The organism is Streptomyces aureocirculatus, from assembly GCF_000720475.1.
Taxonomy (GTDB): Bacteria; Actinomycetota; Actinomycetes; order Streptomycetales; family Streptomycetaceae; genus Streptomyces; species Streptomyces aureocirculatus.
Genome location: NZ_JOAP01000028.1, coordinates 17,344 through 33,988, shown reverse-complemented (window position 1 = coordinate 33,988; position 16,645 = coordinate 17,344). Strand labels below are relative to the sequence as shown.

At 71.8% G+C, this 16,645-nt stretch carries 17 protein-coding genes; 5 read left to right on the top strand and 12 right to left on the bottom strand.

Features of this window, described 5'->3' with window-relative positions; translation table 11 throughout:
* Positions 1-17: 17 nt before the first annotated feature.
* From rsmD to IG78_RS0124815, 3 genes are all read right to left on the bottom strand, one after another.
* A complete protein-coding gene (gene rsmD / locus IG78_RS0124825; RefSeq protein WP_030566889.1) occupies positions 18-623 on the bottom strand; it encodes a 16S rRNA (guanine(966)-N(2))-methyltransferase RsmD in 606 nt (201 codons plus the stop codon).
* A 178-nt stretch (positions 624-801) separates the two neighbouring features.
* Positions 802-3,027, bottom strand: coding sequence for an ATP-dependent DNA helicase RecG (gene recG, locus IG78_RS0124820; RefSeq protein WP_030566887.1), 2,226 nt, complete (start codon positions 3,025-3,027; stop codon positions 802-804).
* A 465-nt stretch (positions 3,028-3,492) separates the two neighbouring features.
* Positions 3,493-5,211: a DAK2 domain-containing protein gene (locus tag IG78_RS0124815; protein ID WP_030566885.1), complete on the bottom strand. Its 1,719-nt coding sequence runs from the start codon at positions 5,209-5,211 to the stop codon at positions 3,493-3,495.
* A 303-nt stretch (positions 5,212-5,514) separates the two neighbouring features.
* Here IG78_RS0124815 and rpmB point away from each other — a divergent pair, with 303 nt between their 5' ends.
* On the top strand, positions 5,515-5,700 hold the full coding sequence (gene rpmB / locus IG78_RS0124810) for a 50S ribosomal protein L28 (protein ID WP_030195073.1): 186 nt from the start codon (positions 5,515-5,517) through the stop codon (positions 5,698-5,700).
* 98 nt (positions 5,701-5,798) lie between these two features.
* Here the strand turns inward: rpmB and thiD are convergent, their stop codons facing one another.
* Both thiD and IG78_RS0124800 read right to left on the bottom strand, forming a co-directional pair.
* Positions 5,799-6,629 (bottom strand): bifunctional hydroxymethylpyrimidine kinase/phosphomethylpyrimidine kinase, encoded by an 831-nt coding sequence (gene thiD, locus IG78_RS0124805; RefSeq protein ID WP_030566882.1) that lies wholly within the window; start codon positions 6,627-6,629, stop codon positions 5,799-5,801.
* Positions 6,626-7,597 (bottom strand): thiamine-phosphate kinase, encoded by a 972-nt coding sequence (locus IG78_RS0124800; protein ID WP_030566880.1) that lies wholly within the window; start codon positions 7,595-7,597, stop codon positions 6,626-6,628. Before IG78_RS0124800 ends, thiD begins: the two co-directional genes overlap by 4 nt.
* Positions 7,598-7,812: 215 nt before the next feature.
* On the opposite strand from IG78_RS0124800, the gene IG78_RS0124795 reads away from it, so the two are divergent.
* Both IG78_RS0124795 and IG78_RS0124790 read left to right on the top strand, forming a co-directional pair.
* Positions 7,813-8,046, top strand: a complete 234-nt coding sequence (locus tag IG78_RS0124795) for an Lrp/AsnC family transcriptional regulator (protein ID WP_016642988.1) — start codon at positions 7,813-7,815, stop codon at positions 8,044-8,046.
* Between the two features lie 20 nt (positions 8,047-8,066).
* Positions 8,067-8,564: a DUF3515 domain-containing protein gene (locus IG78_RS0124790; RefSeq protein ID WP_037686147.1), complete on the top strand. Its 498-nt coding sequence runs from the start codon at positions 8,067-8,069 to the stop codon at positions 8,562-8,564.
* A gap of 144 nt (positions 8,565-8,708) precedes the next feature.
* Here IG78_RS0124790 and IG78_RS0124785 read toward each other — a convergent pair whose 3' ends face one another.
* From IG78_RS0124785 to IG78_RS0124775, 3 genes are all read right to left on the bottom strand, one after another.
* Entirely contained in the window at positions 8,709-9,899 is a 1,191-nt protein-coding gene (locus IG78_RS0124785; protein WP_030566876.1) for a D-alanine--D-alanine ligase family protein, read from the bottom strand.
* A 134-nt stretch (positions 9,900-10,033) separates the two neighbouring features.
* The gene (locus tag IG78_RS0124780; RefSeq protein ID WP_030566874.1) at positions 10,034-11,044 is read right to left on the bottom strand and encodes an NAD(P)H-dependent glycerol-3-phosphate dehydrogenase; all 1,011 of its coding nucleotides are present in this window, start codon (positions 11,042-11,044) and stop codon (positions 10,034-10,036) included.
* A complete protein-coding gene (locus IG78_RS0124775) occupies positions 11,041-11,871 on the bottom strand; it encodes a lysophospholipid acyltransferase family protein (RefSeq protein ID WP_037686144.1) in 831 nt (276 codons plus the stop codon). Before IG78_RS0124775 ends, IG78_RS0124780 begins: the two co-directional genes overlap by 4 nt.
* A 222-nt stretch (positions 11,872-12,093) precedes the next feature.
* Between IG78_RS0124775 and cofC the strand changes: the two genes are divergently transcribed.
* Positions 12,094-12,738 carry a 2-phospho-L-lactate guanylyltransferase gene (cofC, locus tag IG78_RS0124770; protein ID WP_030566870.1) on the top strand — a complete coding sequence of 215 codons (645 nt, stop codon included), beginning with the start codon at positions 12,094-12,096 and terminating at the stop codon, positions 12,736-12,738.
* 81 nt (positions 12,739-12,819) lie between these two features.
* Positions 12,820-13,023 carry a hypothetical protein gene (locus IG78_RS0124765; RefSeq protein WP_030566868.1) on the top strand — a complete coding sequence of 68 codons (204 nt, stop codon included), beginning with the start codon at positions 12,820-12,822 and terminating at the stop codon, positions 13,021-13,023.
* Between the two features lie 167 nt (positions 13,024-13,190).
* Here the strand turns inward: IG78_RS0124765 and IG78_RS0124760 are convergent, their stop codons facing one another.
* From IG78_RS0124760 to leuC, 4 genes are all read right to left on the bottom strand, one after another.
* Positions 13,191-13,898, bottom strand: coding sequence for an HU family DNA-binding protein (locus IG78_RS0124760; RefSeq protein ID WP_030566866.1), 708 nt, complete (start codon positions 13,896-13,898; stop codon positions 13,191-13,193).
* A gap of 182 nt (positions 13,899-14,080) precedes the next feature.
* Complete coding sequence (locus IG78_RS0124755; protein WP_030566864.1) at positions 14,081-14,317, bottom strand: SCO5555 family protein; 237 nt, start codon at positions 14,315-14,317, stop codon at positions 14,081-14,083.
* A 290-nt stretch (positions 14,318-14,607) separates the two neighbouring features.
* Positions 14,608-15,204, bottom strand: a complete 597-nt coding sequence (leuD, locus tag IG78_RS0124750; protein ID WP_030566862.1) for a 3-isopropylmalate dehydratase small subunit — start codon at positions 15,202-15,204, stop codon at positions 14,608-14,610.
* Positions 15,205-15,210: 6 nt separating this feature from the next.
* Positions 15,211-16,635: a 3-isopropylmalate dehydratase large subunit gene (gene leuC, locus IG78_RS0124745; protein ID WP_030566860.1), complete on the bottom strand. Its 1,425-nt coding sequence runs from the start codon at positions 16,633-16,635 to the stop codon at positions 15,211-15,213.
* Between the last annotated feature and the right edge of the window lie 10 nt (positions 16,636-16,645).

Sequence of the window (16,645 nt, the reverse complement as noted above, 5' to 3'; positions counted from 1 at the left end):
CTCGCTCTCCGGTCGGGTCATGGCGCGATCTCTTGTTCGTCTTGGTGTTCGTCGCACGTAGAGGCGGCGCGACCGTACCAAAACGTGCCTTCGCCGTAGCGACGGGACCGCAGTCCCTCGAAGCCGTCCGGCCAGCCGAAGTCCCCGCCCCTCGTACTGCGTTCAACGGTGACGAGGGCGTCGTCGGTGAGCCAGCCTCCCGAGCGGAGTGTGAGCAGGATCTCCTGAAGATCGTCGTCGCCCACCGCGTACGGCGGGTCGAGAAAGACCAGGTCGTAAGGGGTGCCGGGGGTGGTATCGGCGATGACCTGGGCGGCTTTGCCCGCCCGGGCCTCGGCGCCGGGCAGGCCGAGGGCCTTGATGTTCTCGCGGATGGTGCGGGCCGCGCGGGCGTCGGCCTCCACCAGGAGGGCGTGCGCCGCGCCGCGGGACAGGGCCTCCAGGCCGACGGCGCCGGAGCCCGCGTACAGGTCGAGGACGCGGGCGCCGTCGAGCGTGCCCTGGAGGGCCTGCCAGGTGGAGAACAGGCCCTCGCGGGCGCGGTCCGATGTGGGCCGGGTGCCGTTCCCCGGCGGGACGGCGAGGCGGCGTCCACCGGCCTTGCCGGCGATCACGCGGGTCATCTGGGTTTCTGCGTCCTTCGGCTGCGGGTGGGGCCCGGAGTGGACCTTGTCCTCACGATAGGACGTATGCGCGCGTCCTCCCATGTCACCCCGTGCCGGGGGCTGTCCGGTCACGCCCGGCCTGGGGCTGCCCGGCGCCCCATGCCGGGGGCACAGGGCCTTGCCGCGCGCTGCCCGGTCACCCCTTGTCGAGGTACTGCTCGCGCTCGGCGTCGAGGAGGGCGTCAAGGGCCATGCGCAGCTCCGGCAGGTGTTCAAGATCGGGGTCGCGGGAGACCACGGCGGTCGCCTCCTCCCGGGCGGCGGCGATGACCTCCTCGTCCTCGATGACGGCCAGCATGCGCAGCGAGGAACGCACCCCGGACTGGGCCTGGCCGAGCACATCGCCCTCGCGGCGCTGCTCCAGGTCGATGCGGGAGAGCTCGAATCCGTCGAGCGTCGCGGCCACGGCGCCGAGGCGGGCGCGGGCGGGGCTCGCCTCCGGCATGTCGGTGACGAGCAGGCACAGACCCGGCGCGGAGCCACGGCCGACGCGGCCGCGGAGCTGGTGCAACTGGGAGACGCCGAAGCGGTCGGCGTCCATGATCACCATGGCGGTGGCGTTCGGTACGTTCACCCCGACCTCGATGACGGTCGTGGCGACCAGGACATGGGTCTCCCCCGCGGCGAAGCGGCGCATCACCGCGTCCTTGTCGTCGGGCTGCATGCGGCCGTGCAGGACTTCGACCCTGAGGCCGAGGAGGGGGCCGTGGGCCAGCTCTTCGGCGACGTCGAGGACGGCGAGCGGAGGACGCTTGTCGCCGTCCTCGTCGGCGGCGGCCTTCTTCTTGCCCTTCCCGCCCTTCTTGGGCTCCGCCGACTCGTCGTCCGTGTCCCCGATGCGGGGGCAGACCACGTACGCCTGGTGGCCGTTCTCCACTTCCTCGCGCACGCGCTCCCACGCGCGGGCGAGGAAATGGGGCTTGTCCTGGGCCGGGACGACATGGGTGGAGATCGGTGAGCGGCCCGCGGGCAGTTGGTCGAGGACGGAGGTCTCCAGATCGCCGAAGACCGTCATCGCGACCGTACGCGGAATGGGCGTGGCCGTCATGACGAGGAGGTGCGGGGGCTGCTTGCCCTTGCCGCGCAGGGCGTCGCGCTGCTCCACGCCGAAGCGGTGCTGCTCGTCGACCACGACCAGGCCGAGGTCGTGGAACTGCACCTTGTCCTCGATCAGCGCGTGCGTGCCGATGACGATGCCTGCTTCGCCGGTGGCGAGGTCGAGCAGGGCCTTGCGGCGGGCGGGCGTGCCCATGGAGCCGGTGAGCAGCGTGACCTTCGTGCCGTGCTCGGCGCCGCCGAGCAGGCCTCCTTCGGCGAGCTCGCCCATCATCTCCGTGATCGAGCGGTGGTGCTGCTGGGCCAGGACCTCCGTGGGCGCGAGCATGGCGGCCTGGCCGCCCGCGTCCACGACGGCGAGCATGGCGCGCAGCGCCACCATCGTCTTGCCCGAGCCCACCTCTCCCTGGAGCAGGCGGTGCATGGGGTGTTCGGTGGCCAGGTCGTCGAAGATCTCCTTGGAGACCCGGCGCTGGCCGTCCGTGAGCTCGAAGGGGAGCTTGGCGTCGAAGGCGTCGAGCAGGCCGTCGGGGGACGGCCTGCGGGGCACCGCGGGCAGTTGGGCGTCCGCGAACCTGCGCCGGGCCAGGGCGACCTGGAGGACGAACGCCTCGTCCCACTTCAGCCGGTCGCGGGCGGCGGCGATGTCCGCCTTCGTGTGCGGGCGGTGGATCTTCAGGAGCGCTTCGGGGAGCGGGATCAGGCCGCGGCCCTCGCGCAGGGCGGGCGGCAGCGGGTCCAGGGCCTCCTGGGCGCTCGGCAGGACCGCGTCGACGGACTTGGCGATCTTCCAGGACTCCAGCTTGGCGGTGGCCGGATAGAGCGGGATGAGGGCTCCGGCCCAGGAGTCCACGGCCTCCGCGGCCGAGTCGGCGTCGCCTTCGCCGCGCAGCAGTTGATACGCCGGGTGGGCGAGCTGCATCTTGCGGTTGAACACCCCGACCTTGCCCGCGAACATCGCCCGGGTGCCGGGCAGCAGGTCCTTGTGCGGCTTGTGGATGCCGCGGCCGAAGAAGACCAACTGGAGCTGGCCGCTGCCGTCCGTGATCGTGACCTCCAGGCGCTGGCCGCTGCCGCCGTTGAACCGCAGGACGCGGGCGGTCGCCACCTGGGCGACGACCGTGACGTGCTCGTCCAGCGGGAGGTCGGAGAGGCGGGTCAGCTCGCCGCGCTCCGCGTACCTCCGGGGGTAGTGGTGCAGGAGGTCTCCGACCGTGTGCAGGTCGAGGTGCTCGGCCATCACCTTGGCGGTGGCTTGGCCGAGAGCGTTCTTCAACGGTTCTTGGAGCGCGTGCACGAGATCCATTGCACACCACGGCACTGACATCCCGGGGCACCCCCCGAAGATCTCCCCCTCCGGAACCTGCCCGGGCCCACCGCCTCCCGACACCCTGGCCGCCGCTCCTGGGCCACCACACCCTGGCCGCCCGGCCTCGGCCGCCGCACCTCAGCCGCCGTTCCCTGGCCGACGCTCCCGGTCGCCGCTCATCGGCCTGCGGCCTCGTCCTCAATCGCCGGACGGGCTTTTTTCCCACCCGCCCGCCCTTTTGCCCTGCGGGCGGCTGGGGTGGTGCGGCGGGCGGGGAATCGAGCCCGTCCGGCGATTGAGGGCGAGCGCGGAGCGCGGCCACGGCTCCGGTGGGTGGGGAAATGAGCCTGTCCGGCGATTGAGGACGCGCGCGGAGCGCGACAGGCGGGGAGGTGCGGCCACGGCTCCGGCGGGTGGGAAGGGCGGGCTGGTGGGGGAAAGAGTTTGGTTGGCGGGTGGGGGCTATTCCACGCCGATGAGGAGCAGGGGGGATTGAGGGCCGCCCCGGTACAGGACCGTGTCCACGGCCAGGTGGCCGTCGCGTACGTGTTTCTCCAGGCGCTCCGCCACCCCATCGGTGACCGCGTCCCCAAGGACGAGGGTCACCATCTCACCCCCCGCGGCCAGCATCCGGTCGAGCACCGCGCCGGCGGTCCCCGCGACCTCCCGGCCGATCACCGCGACATCCCCGTCGATCAGGCCGAGCACGTCCCCGGCCTGGCAGATTCCCGCCGTCGTCCACGACTGCCGTTCGGCGACGACCAGTTCGGCGTAGCGGGCCGCCCCCGCCGCCGACGTCATGGCGACGACGTCCTCGTCGAAGCGGCGGTCCGGCTCGTGCACGGCGAGGGCCGCGATGCCCTGCACGGCGGAGCGGGTGGGGATCAGGGCGACGCGCACGCCCTCTGAGCGTGCCTGCTCCGCGGCGGCCGCCGCGGTGTGCCGCAGCTCCGCGTCGTTCGGCAGCAGCACCACCTCGCGCGCGTGGGCGCGCCTGATGGCCTGGACGAGTTCCCCGCTGGCGGGCGGCTCCCCCGCGCGCGCGGGCACCGTGGTCGCCCCGGCCTCCGCGTACAGCGCCGCGAGGCCGTCGCCCGGCACGACGGCCACGATGCCCCGCTGGACCCGCTCCCGGGGCGGCCGCGTGCGCGCGGTGTGGGCGTCACCGACGCCGAAGTGCGTGATGCGGATGCGGTGCGGCCGCCCCGCCTCCACGCCCGCCTCGACGGCCGCCCCCGCGTCGTCCACGTGCACGTGGACGTTCCAGAGGCCGTCGCCGCCGACGACCACGAGCGAGTCGCCGAGCGGGTCGAGCCGGGCCCGCAGCCGGTCGACGGCCGCGTCGTCGGCCTCCAGGAGATAGATCACTTCGAAGGCGGGCCCGGCGGCGCCGACCGCCCCGGGGACAGCACATTCCTCGGCGCCCTCCCCGCCCTCCCCGCCCGCCGCGTCCTCGGCGTCCGCCACGCGCGCGTGGACCCCTGTCGCCGCCCGCGGCCGCACCGTCTCCCCCGACAGCGCGCCGACCAGCGCGCCCAGGACTGCCACGAGGCCGCGTCCCCCGGCGTCCACGACGCCCGCGCGGCCGAGTGCCGCGAGCTGCCCGGGGGTGGCGTCGAGCGCCGTGCAGGCGCCCTCGTACGCGGCGCGGGCGACCGTCGCGCAGTCGCCGTACGGGCGCGCGTCCCCGGAGGCGGCGAGCGCGGCGTCGGCCGCGGCCCTGGCGACCGTCAGGACCGTGCCCTCCACGGGGTGCGCCACCGCCTGGTACGCGGCGTCGGCGGCACGGCCGAGCGCCAGCGCGAGCCGGGCGCCGTCAGCGTGATACGCGTCACCCTCGGGACCTTCGGGACCCTCGGGGCCGCTCGGCAGGACCTGCGCCATCCCCCGCAGGAGCTGCGCCAGAATCGTCCCCGAGTTGCCCCGGGCCCCGATCAGTGCCCCGTGCGCCATCGCGCGCACCACCTCGGCGAGAGCGGGTCTGGCCGGGTCCAGGCCCGCGAAGGCCGCTTCGACCGCGCGGGCAGCCGACTCCATCGTCAGATAGAGGTTGGTCCCGGTGTCCGCGTCCGCGACCGGATAGACGTTGATCGCGTCGATCTCCTCGCGGGCCTGTCCCAGGGCTTCCAGAGCGAGAGCGCTCCAGGCGCGGGCTGCGACAGCGTCGAGGTTCTGCGGCAAGTGTCGCCTCCTAGGAGCGTCACAGGGCGGTACGGGGCGGTACGGGGCGGTACGGGGCGGTACGGGGCGCCTCCGTCGTACGTCACGGGACGGGACGCAGCGTAGACCCGGGCGGGAGGGGTGGCCGGGGCGGGGAGGGGCCCGGACGTGGTAGTTTCGTTGTACCGAAGCAGTCGTTGTATGCTGCTCCGGTTGCCCGATACTCATCGGGACATTCCTCCTGGCAACGCCACTTCGATCATTGCACTGATCCCGGCATGCCGGGATTAACCGTAAGTGCATCTGAAGTCTTTGGAGTGACCCGTGGCTGCCAACTGCGACGTCTGCGGCAAGGGGCCGGGCTTCGGCAACAACATCTCGCACTCGCACCGCCGTACGCCCCGTCGCTGGAACCCGAACATCCAGCGCGTGCGTGCCGTGGTCGGCGGGACGCCGAAGCGCCTCAACGCCTGCACCTCGTGCATCAAGGCCGGCAAGGTCTCGCGCTGACGCTTCTGCGCGGCACCTGGCCGGTTGCTGAAAATGCCGGTCCACCTTCGGGTGGACCGGCATTTTCACGTATCCGGGGTGCCACGTACCCCGGGACGCTAGGAACCCCCCACGCCGTCCCTGAACTGCCAGCCGTGATCCACGGGCCCGATCCCGCCGCCGAGCGCGAAACCGGCGGCGATCGCGCCGGTGACGTACGCCTTGGCGGCCGTGACGGCCTCCAGGACGGTCTGGCCCTTCGCCAACTGCGCCGCGATCGCGGCGGCCAGCGTACAGCCCGTGCCGTGCGTGTGGCGGTTGTCGTGGCGCGCGGCGCGCAGCCAGTGCTCCTCGGAGCCGTCGGTCAGCAGGTCCACCGCCTTGGCGGCGCCGATGCCGCCCGTGAGGTGTCCGCCCTTGACGACGACCCACGCGGGCCCGTACGCGAGGACGGCCGCGGCGGCCCGCCGCATGCCGTCCTCCGAATCGACGCGCACTCCGGTCAGTTGCTCGACCTCGTCGAGGTTGGGCGTGGCGACGGTGGCGACCGGGAGCAGCTTCTTCCGTACGGAGTCCAGGGCGGAGGCGGCGAGCAGCGCGTCGCCGTGCTTGGAGACGCCGACGGGGTCGACGACGGCGGGGGCGTCCGTGGCCGCGAGCAAGTCCGCGACCGCCTCGACCAGTTCGGCGGAGGCCAGCATGCCCGTCTTGACGGCCGCGACGCCGATGTCGTCGACGACGCTGCGGTACTGCGCCCGCACCGCTTCCACCGGCAGCTCCCAGGCGCCCTGAACGCCGACGGAGTTCTGCGCCGTGACGGCCGTCACGACGCTCATCCCGTGCGTGCCGAGGGCGAGCATCGTCTTCAGGTCGGCCTGGATGCCGGCTCCGCCACCGGAGTCGGACCCGGCCACGGTGAGCACCCTGGGGGGCGCGCTGCGCGGGCTCACGCGTCGTCGCCCCCGTTCTCGCCGAAGTGGTCCCAGCCCTTGCTGGTCCAGGGGGCGCCGTCCACGGTGACCTGCGGCTGCGCGGAAGGGTTGAGGATCTCGCCGATGACCTTCCAGCGGGCGGGCAGCTTCACGTCCTGGGGGAAGGTCGCCACGATGGCGTGGTCCTCGCCGCCGTTGAGCACCCATTGCAGCGGGTCGACGCCGACGGCCTGCCCGATGTCGTTCATCTGCGTGGGCACGTCCACGTCGCCGGAGCGGATGTCGATGCGCACCTTGCTGGCCTCGGCGATGTGCCCGAGGTCGGCGATCAGGCCGTCGCTGACGTCCGTCATGGCGGTCGCGCCGAGCCCGGCGGCGGCGGGGCCCGCGTGGTACGGCGGCTCGGGCCTGCGGTGGGCCTCCACGAAGGCGCGCGGCGAGCGGAAGCCGCGGGACAGGACCGCGTGCCCCGCCGCGGACCAGCCGAGCCAGCCGGTGACGGCGACGACGTCGCCGGGCTGGGCGCCCGCGCGCGTGACGGGCTCGTGGTTGCGCAGGTCGCCGAGCGCGGTGATCGAGACGGTGATCGTGTCGCCGCGTACGACATCGCCGCCGACGACGGCCGCGCCCGCGACCTGGCACTCGTCCCGCAGGCCGTCCATCAGCTCGATGGGCCAGCTCGCGGGGAGTTCGGCGGGCACGACGAGGCCGAGCAGGATGGCGGTGGGCACCGCGCCCATGGCCGCGATGTCGGCGAGGTTCTGGGCGGCGGCCTTGCGGCCCACGTCGTAGGCCGTGGACCAGTCACGGCGGAAGTGGCGGCCCTCCAGGAGGATGTCGGTGCTCGCCACCACCCTGCGGTCCGGGGCGGCCACGACCGCGGCGTCGTCGCCGGGGCCGAGGCGTACGGCCGGAGTGGAGGTGAGCCGCGAGGTGAGTTCCTTGATGAGCCCGAACTCGCCCAACTCGCCGACGGTGCCCTTCATGCGCGTGCTGCTCCTTCTGCCACGGTTGCCGCGGTTCGCTTGCGGTCGCGAGCCGTCTTGGTCGTCGGTACGGTCGACGTGACCGTCAACCTCTGTTGTCCGTCCGCCGCGATGTGCACGCCACAGCTCCCCCGGGTCTCCCCGTGGCGAGCGGCGACGCGGTACCGTGGCGTCCCTTCTCCCCACATGATCCTCGTGGCCGCCCTGGAGGTTCCGTGGTACAGGCGTACATCCTGATCCAGACCGAGGTCGGCAAGGCGTCGACCGTCGCCGAGCTGATCGGCAAGATCCCGGGAGTGATCCAGGCCGAGGACGTGACCGGTCCCTACGATGTCATCGTGCGCGCGCAGGCGGACACGGTCGACGAACTCGGCCGCATGGTGGTCGCCAAGGTCCAGCAGGTGGACGGCATCACCAGAACCCTGACCTGCCCGGTCGTGCACTTGTAGCCCCCGTCTACCCTGGCCCGGTGAATCTCCCCCGTCTCCGGCGCCGCCGCTCCACCGGCATGTCCGCTGTCGCACTCCTGCTCGCCACAGCGGCCTGCTCATCAACGGACGACACAGCCTCGGTGGTGGTTCCGTCCCCGGCCGCGAAGGTCGCGGGACTCTGCCGGGATCTGCACGCACAGCTCCCGGACAAGGTCGACGGGCTCGAGCGCTTCGACCCCCGGCCGAAGTCGGATCTGACCGCCGGGTGGGGAGACCCGGCGATCATACTGCGCTGCGGTGTGGAGCGGCCCCCGGAGATGTTCGACCCCGAGGTGGCCGAGTCGGACGGCGTGAAGGTGAACGGCGTGGCCTGGCTGCTGCAGAAGCGCGACGACGGGTCGTACGTCTTCACCACCGGGCTGCGTCTGGCCTACGTGGAGGTGACCCTGCCGAAGGAGCGGACAGGGGGCGGCCTCGGCCCGCTCACGGACTTCGCCGCCCCCATCAAGAAGACGATCCCCGAGGGCGTCGCCTAGCGGACTGCGTGCGGCGGACTGCGTGAGCGCGTGCCCCAAAGGGGCGCGGGGCCGCATCGACATGCGGCTCCGCCGCGGGGCGCGACCAGCCACCACGGCGCCGCAGCCGGACGACGGCACCGCGCGGCACATCCAGCGAAGCGCCTAGCGCAGGCCCGTGGACCGGTTGAGCGCCGCCTGGATGAGGCGGTCCACCAGCTCCGGATAGCTCACGCCGCTCTTCTCCCACATCTGCGGGTACATGGAGATCGGCGTGAAGCCCGGCATGGTGTTGATCTCGTTGATGACGAACTGCCCGTCCTCGGTGAGGAAGAAGTCCGCGCGCACCAGGCCCTCGCAGGACGCCGCCTCGAAGGCGGCCACCGCGAGCCGCTGCACCTCCGCGGTCTCGTCGGGCGTCAGCGGGGCGGGCACGAGACCGGGCGTCGAGTCGATGTACTTCGCCTCGAAGTCGTAGTAGTCGTGGGCCTGTACGGGCGGGATCTCGGCGGGCACGCTCGCGCGCGGCCCGTCCTCGAACTCCAGGACGCCGCACTCGATCTCACGGCCGCGGAGCAGCGCCTCGACGATGATCTTCGGGTCGTGGCGCTGTGCCTCCGCGATGGCCTCGTCGAGGCCTTCGAAGGTGTCGACCTTCGTGATGCCGATCGACGAGCCCGCGCGCGCGGGCTTGATGAACAGCGGCCAGCCGTGCTCGCCGGCGAAGTCCGCGACGCGCTGCCTGGCCTGCTTCTCCTCGCGCTGCCACTCGCGCGGCCTGATCACCAGGTACGGGCCGACGGGCAGCCCGAAGGAGGTAAAGACCCGCTTCATGTACTCCTTGTCCTGGCCGACCGCCGAGGCGAGCACGCCCGCGCCCACGTACGGCACGCCCGACAGCTCCAGGAGGCCCTGGAGGGTGCCGTCCTCGCCGTAGGGGCCGTGCAGCATCGGGAAGACCACGTCGACCTCGCCGAGCGCCTTGGGCACGGCGCCGGGCTCGCTGTAGACCACTTCGCGGTTGCCGGGGTCGACGGGCAGGACGACACCGCCCTCGGCCGACTCCGCGAGGTCGGCCACGCTCGGCACCTTGCGGTCGGCGATGGCCATGCGCTCGGGCTCGTCGGTGGTCAGCGCCCAGCGCCCGTCCGTCGTGATGCCGATGGGCAGCACGTCGTACTTGGTGCGGTCGATGGCACGCAGCACGGCACCGGCGGTGACGACGGAGATGCCGTGCTCCGAGCTGCGGCCGCCGAACACGACGGCCACGCGCGGCTTGCGGGGCTGCCCGGACGGGTCGGTACCGGGACGCGCGGTGCTCTGCTCAGGGCTCTGGGGGAGGTTCTCGCTGCTCATATCGCGTTGAGCGTACCCGGTGGCCCGAGCCGCGTCAGTGTGCGGCCGGTGACCCGCGGGTCAGGCGTGGCCCCCCGCGGTGCCGGGGGGCGCGGCCCGCGGTGCCGGGGGGCGCGGCCGTCGACCGGCCCGGTTCAGTGCCGTTCCGGCTTCGCGCTGCGCGACATCAGCTCCTTGAGCGCCACCATCGGCGGAGTGCCCTCGTGCACGATGCCCACGACCGTCTCGGTGATGGGCATGTCGACTCCGTGCCTGCGTGCCAGATCGAGCACGGACTCGCAGGACTTGACGCCCTCGGCGGTCTGGCGGGTGACCGCGATGGTCTCCTCCAGGGTCATGCCCTTGCCGAGGTTGGTGCCGAAGGTGTGGTTGCGCGAGAGCGGCGACGAGCAGGTCGCCACCAGGTCGCCGAGGCCCGCGAGCCCGGCGAAGGTCAGCGGGTCCGCGCCCATGGCGAGGCCGAGCCGGGTGGTCTCGGCGAGCCCGCGCGTGATCAGTGAGCCCTTGGCGTTGTCGCCGAGCCCCATGCCGTCCGCGATGCCGACGGCGAGGCCGATGACGTTCTTGACGGCGCCGCCCAGTTCGCAGCCGACCACGTCGGTGTTGGTGTAGGGCCGGAAGTACGGGGTGTGGCAGGCGGTCTGAAGGCGTACGGCGACCGACTCGTCGCGGCAGGCGACCACGGCGGCCGCGGGCCTGCGGGCGGCGATCTCGCGGGCCAGGTTCGGCCCCGTGACCACGGCGACGCGCTCGGCGGGGGCCTTGGTGACGTCCTCGATGACCTCGCTCATGCGCATGGCGGAGCCGAGCTCGACGCCCTTCATCAGGGAGACGAGCACCGTGTCGGGGGCGAGCAGCGGTGCCCACGCGGCGAGGCCCGCGCGCAGCGTCTGCGAGGGCACGGCGAGCACGGTGAAGTCGGCGGCGTCCGCGGCCTCGGCCGGGTCGGTGGTGGCGCGCACGTTCCGCGGCAGCTCGACGCCGGGCAGATAGTCCGGGTTGGTGCGCGTGGAGTTGACCGCGTCGGCGAGCTCGGCGCGGCGGCCCCACAGGGTGACGTCACAGCCGGCGTCCGCGAGGACCATGCCGAAGGCCGTCCCCCACGAGCCGGTTCCGAAGACGGCGGCCTTCAGGGTTCGGGTCACTTGCTCTCCTCAGAACTGCCTTGCTCCGTACGGCTGCCGGCGCCACCGGAAGTCTTCGCGGACCCCGTGTCCCCCACCGCCGTGGCGCCCCTGGGCTGCGTCGCCCTGCGGCGCTGCGCGAGACGGACCTCACGCGGGTCGTAACGCTTCTGCGGGGCCTTCTCGCCGCGCAGCTCCTCCAGGAGCTCGGTGATGGCGACCATGATGGCCTCGGTGGCCTCCTTCAGGAGGTCCGGGGTCATCTCCTTGTCGTAGAAGCGCTCCAGGTCGACCGGCGGTCCCGCCAGCACGTGGTGCGTCTTGCGCGGCAGCAAGGCGGGCTTCTTCGCGTACGGCGCGAGGACGTGGTTGGCGCCCCACTGGGCGACCGGCACGACCGGGCACTTGGTCTGCAGCGCGACGCGCGCGACGCCCGTCTTGCCCGTCATGGGCCACAGGTCGGGCTCACGGGTGAGGGTGCCCTCGGGGTAGAAAGCCACGCATTCACCGCGCTCGACCGCGTCGATGGCGGCCCGGAAGGCGCTCAGCGCGTTGGCGGTCTCGCGGTAGACCGGGATCTGCCCGGTGCCCCTCATGAACGCCCCGACGAAGCCCTTTTTGAAGAGCCCGTGCTTGGCGAGGAAACGCGGGACCCGGCCGGTGTTGTACTGAAAGTGCGCGTACCCGAGCGGGTCGAGATGCGAATTGTGGTTCACGGCGGTGATAAAACCGCCGACAGCCGGAATGTGCTCCATTCCACGCCAGTCCCGCTTGATCAGAACCAACAGCGGCGGTTTAGCGATGACCGCCGCCAAGCGGTACCAGAAGCCGATTCTGCGGCGGGGCACTCGGACACCTTCCTCCATGAGCCGGTTCGGCCGCACAAGTGTCGCTTCAGGCTGCCGTCCTGTCGAGAACACCGTACGCCCACCCGTCCACCGCCACTCCCTTCGCGCCCCCCGGTGCCCGGGGACCCGGACCCGGCTCCGGTGCGGCCCCGCGCACCCCGCGCCCCGGCCGCCTTCTTCCCGCAGGTCACAATGGGCCCCACGCGAAGGACGGAGCCCGGTGTGCAGTGGACCCTGGTGATACCGCTCAAGCCGCTTGAACGGGCCAAGAGCCGGCTCGCGGCCGCCGCCGGGGACGGCCTGCGGCCCGCACTCGCGCTCGCGTTCGCGCAGGACACGGTGGCCGCGGCGGTGGCTTGCCCTTCGGTACGGGATGTGGTGGTCGTCACGGACGACGCCCGGGCGGGCCGCGAACTGGCGGCGCTCGGTGCCCGGGTCGTCCCCGACACCCCGGCGGACGGCCTCAACGCCGCCCTCGCCCACGCGGCGCTCCAGGTGCGCGCGGCGCGGCCGGAAACGGCCGTGGCCGCTCTCAACGCCGATCTGCCCGCACTGCGCCCGCCGGAATTGGCCCGGGTACTCGACGCGGCCGCGCACTTCACCCGAGCTTTTCTCCCGGATGCCGCGGGAATCGGCACGACCTTGCTGACCGCGGCCCCCGGCGCGGAATTGCAGCCACAATTCGGCGGGGCCTCCCGTGCCCGCCACCGGAAATCCGGCGCCAGGGAACTCGGAGCCGCCGAAGCGGGAGCCGCACCTTCCGTGCGCCAGGACGTGGACACCGGCGACGACCTGCGGACCGCGCTCGCCCTCGGCGTGGGCCCGCACACGGCCGCGGCGGCCGCCGGGCTGCTCATCCCGGACTGAGGAGCTGAGCGGCTGAGGAACTGAGGGGATGAGGAACTGAGGGCCCGGAGACCGGGACAGGGAACTGAGTACGCTTCCCCCATGCAGGCCACCGCGTACACGTACGACTCCGAGACCCGCACCGGCAGCGTGCTCCTCGACGACGGCACCCCGGTGCCCTTCGGCGCCCCGGCGTTCGACGCGGGCGGCCTGCGCCTGCTCAGGCCCGGTCAGCGGGTGCGCATCGAGGTGACGGGTGAGGGCGAGGGCCGCCACATCACGCTGGTCACGCTCCAGACGTTCTGAACGTTCTGGACGTCCTGAACGTCCTGAGTGGCCGCACCCGAACGGCCCCGCCTCGCCGTGATCCCCCGACGTAGTCCCCCCAGGCAGTCCCCCGAACAGCCCCGCACACGCCGCGGGCCGGGCTCCCCTGCGGGAGTCCGGCCCGGCGCGTGAGTGCCCTGCAGCCCTTACTTCTTGCGGGCGGTGGCCTTCTTGGCGGTGGTCTTGCGCGCCGTGGACTTCTTGGCGGGCGCCTTCTTGGCCGTGGCCTTCTTGGCGGGCGCCTTCTTGGCGGCGGCCTTCTTGGCGGTGGTCTTCTTCGCCGTGGCCGCCTTGGCCGTCTTCTTGGCGGTGGCGGTCTTCTTCGCCGTGGCCGTGTTCGCCGTCTTCTTGGCGGTGGTGGCCTTCTTGGCCGTGGTCGCCTTCTTGGCGGCTCCCGTGGTCTTCTTCGCCGGGGTCGCCTTCTTGGCGGTGGCGGTGACCGATCCGGTGGTCTTCTTGGCCGCGGACTTCTTGGCGGTGGCCTTCTTGGCGGCCGCCTTCTTGACCGTCGCCGAAGCGCCGCCGGTCAGGCTGCCCTTGGGCGCCTTCTTCACCGCGACATCGTTCTTCGGGAGCTTCTTCGAGCCGCTCACCAGGTCCTTGAAGCCCTGTCCCGCGCGGAAGCGGGGCACCGAGGTCTTCTTGACCCGCACGCGCTCCCCGGTCTGCGGGTTGCGGGCGTACCGGGCCGGGCGGTCGACCTTCTCGAACGAGCCGAACCCGGTGACCGAAACACGGTCACCGCTGACGACGGCACGGACGACGGCGTCCAGGACCGCGTCCACGGCGTCGGCGGCCTGCTGACGGCCACCGACCTTGTCGGCAATCGCTTCTACGAGCTGCGCCTTGTTCACGTCTTCCCCTTCGGAGACATTGCCTGAGCGCGAATACGCCAGGCTTTTTCGCACGTTAGGCAGATATATACCGCAAATCAAACACGAAACGGGCTAATCACCCTTGTGCCGCAACAACCTGAGCTCTCGGGAAGTTCCCCGAAGGTCCGTTGGGGCACGGAAGGCCCGTTGAGGCCTGCCGCTCAGACGTCTTCGGGGATTCGGCCCTCGTCGCCCTCGTCGAGGTACGCCATCAACCGCTCCAGACGCCTTGCCGCATCGGCGAGATCGTGTTTGGCCGCGGCCGTAATGACCAGCAGCTTCCGGGTCAGCGCCATCCGTACGCCCTCCGGGACTTGCAGTGCTCGCACTCGGGAGTGCGCTTCCTTCAACTGGTCCGCAACGAGTCCGTAGAGCTCGAGTTGGTCGTCGCGTCCCATGCACCGATTGTGCCATCTGGGGCGAGTTGTCGCCTCCGCAGGGGGTAACTACCCTCGTCCGGCGCCCTTCTGAGGATACCCGCACCCGCCAGGTGCAAGTGGATTTCCGGCCTCTTCTCCCCTTCAGATCAAGGCAGTTGAGACCACCCGTTCAGGTCATCGCGGGACATACGGGGCCCGACACAGATGTACCCCCAACCGTCCACGATTGGGGGTACATCGGGTGCCTGGCGGCCCTGGAGCCGGTCGGCGACGAGGTGGCGGCGATACCGCCACCCCGGTGAACCGGGTCAGCCGACCTGCACGGTGCGCGGCTTGTGAGCGGGGCGGCGCGATTCGTACGCGGCGATGTCCTGCTCGTTCCTGAGCGTGATGCTGATGTCGTCGAGACCGTTCAGGAGCCGCCAGCGGGCGTTCTCGTCCAGCTCGAACCCGGCCGTGACGCCAGGGGCGCGGACTTGGCGTTCGTGCAGGTCGACGGTGATCTCGACCTGCGGGTCCGCCTCGGTCAGGGCCCACAGCTCGTCCACGACGGACTGTTCGAGAACCACGGTGAGCAGGCCGTTCTTGAGCGAGTTGCCCCGGAAGATATCGGCGAAGCGGGCGGAGATCACGGTCTTGAAGCCGTAGTTCTGCAGCGCCCAGACGGCGTGCTCACGGGAGGATCCGGTGCCGAAGTCGGGCCCGGCGACAAGCACGGTGGCTCCCTGCCGCTCCGCTTTGTTGAGCACGAAGTCGGGGTCCTTGCGCCAGGCTTCGAAGAGCCCGTCCTCGAAGCCGTCCCTGGTGACCTTCTTCAGCCAGTGGGCGGGGATGATCTGGTCGGTGTCGACGTTGCTGCGGCGCAGCGGGACGGCCCGTCCGGTGTGGGTGGTGAAGGCTTCCATGGCTGATCAGACTCCGGCGGTGGTGGGGGCTTCGACGAGGTCGGCGGGCGAGGAGAGCCGGCCGGTCACCGCGGTGGCGGCGGCGACCTGGGGCGAGACCAGATGGGTGCGCCCGCCCTTGCCCTGGCGGCCCTCGAAGTTGCGGTTGGACGTGGACGCGGAGCGCTCGCCGGGGGCGAGTTGGTCGGGGTTCATGCCCAGGCACATCGAGCAGCCCGCGTGCCGCCATTCGGCGCCCGCCGCGGTGAAGACCTTGTCGAGCCCCTCCTCGACGGCCTGCAGGGCGACCCGCACCGAGCCGGGCACCACCAGCATCCGTACGCCGTCGGCGACTTTGCGGCCCTCGATCACGGCGGCCGCCGAGCGCAGGTCCTCGATACGGCCGTTGGTGCAGGAGCCTACGAAGACGGTGTCCACATTGATGTCGCGCAGCCGCTGTCCGGCCGTCAACCCCATGTACTCCAGGGCCTTTTCGGCGGCGAGCCGCTCCGAAGCGTCCTCGTACGAAGCCGGGTCGGGGACGTGCCCTGACAGCGGCAGGCCCTGGCCCGGGTTGGTGCCCCAGGTGACGAAGGGCGACAGGGCGGTGGCGTCGATGTAGACCTCGGCGTCGAAGACCGCGTCGTCGTCGGTGCGCAGCGTCTTCCAGTACGCGACGGCCTCGTCCCAGTCCGCGCCCTGCGGGGCGTGCGCGCGGTCCTTGAGGTAGGCGAAGGTCGTCTCGTCCGGGGCGATCATGCCCGCGCGGGCACCGGCCTCGATGGACATGTTGCAGATGGTCATGCGGGCCTCCATCGAGAGCTTCTCGATGGCCGGGCCGCGGTACTCCAGGATGTAGCCCTGGCCGCCGCCGGTGCCGATCCTGGCGATGATGGCCAGGATCAGGTCCTTGGCGGTGACGCCCTCGGGCAGTTCGCCGTCGACGGTGATGGCCATGGTCTTCGGGCGGGCCAGGGGCAGGGTCTGGGTGGCGAGGACGTGCTCGACCTGGGAGGTGCCGATGCCGAAGGCGAGCGCGCCGAAGGCGCCGTGCGTGGACGTGTGGGAGTCGCCGCACACCACCGTGGTCCCCGGCTGGGTCAGTCCGAGCTGCGGGCCCACCACGTGGACGACGCCCTGCTCGATGTCGCCGAGCGGGTGCAGCCGGACGCCGAAATCGGCGCAGTTCTTGCGCAGCGTTTCGAGCTGGGCCCGGGAGACCGGGTCGGCGATGGGCTTGTCGATGTCGAGGGTCGGGGTGTTGTGGTCCTCGGTGGCGATGGTGAGATCGAGCCGCCGCACCTGCCGGCCGGCCCCCCGGAGGCCGTCGAACGCCTGCGGGCTGGTCACTTCGTGCAGCAGGTGCAGATCGATGAAGAGGAGGTCGGGCTCGCCTTCGGCGCGCCGGACGACGTGGTCGTCCCAGACCTTCTCCGCGAGAGTCCTACCCATCGCTTTCCCT

Coding starts and splice junctions, on each gene's coding strand:
- rsmD (WP_030566889.1), bottom strand. CDS start 623: ATGACCCGCGTGATCGCCGGCAAGGCCGGTGGACGCCGCCTCGCCGTC.
- recG (WP_030566887.1), bottom strand. CDS start 3,027: ATGGATCTCGTGCACGCGCTCCAAGAACCGTTGAAGAACGCTCTCGGC.
- IG78_RS0124800 (WP_030566880.1), bottom strand. CDS start 7,597: ATGAAGGGCACCGTCGGCGAGTTGGGCGAGTTCGGGCTCATCAAGGAA.
- IG78_RS0124785 (WP_030566876.1), bottom strand. CDS start 9,899: ATGAGCAGCGAGAACCTCCCCCAGAGCCCTGAGCAGAGCACCGCGCGT.
- IG78_RS0124765 (WP_030566868.1), top strand. CDS start 12,820: ATGCAGGCCACCGCGTACACGTACGACTCCGAGACCCGCACCGGCAGC.
- IG78_RS0124755 (WP_030566864.1), bottom strand. CDS start 14,317: ATGGGACGCGACGACCAACTCGAGCTCTACGGACTCGTTGCGGACCAG.
- leuD (WP_030566862.1), bottom strand. CDS start 15,204: ATGGAAGCCTTCACCACCCACACCGGACGGGCCGTCCCGCTGCGCCGC.
- leuC (WP_030566860.1), bottom strand. CDS start 16,635: ATGGGTAGGACTCTCGCGGAGAAGGTCTGGGACGACCACGTCGTCCGG.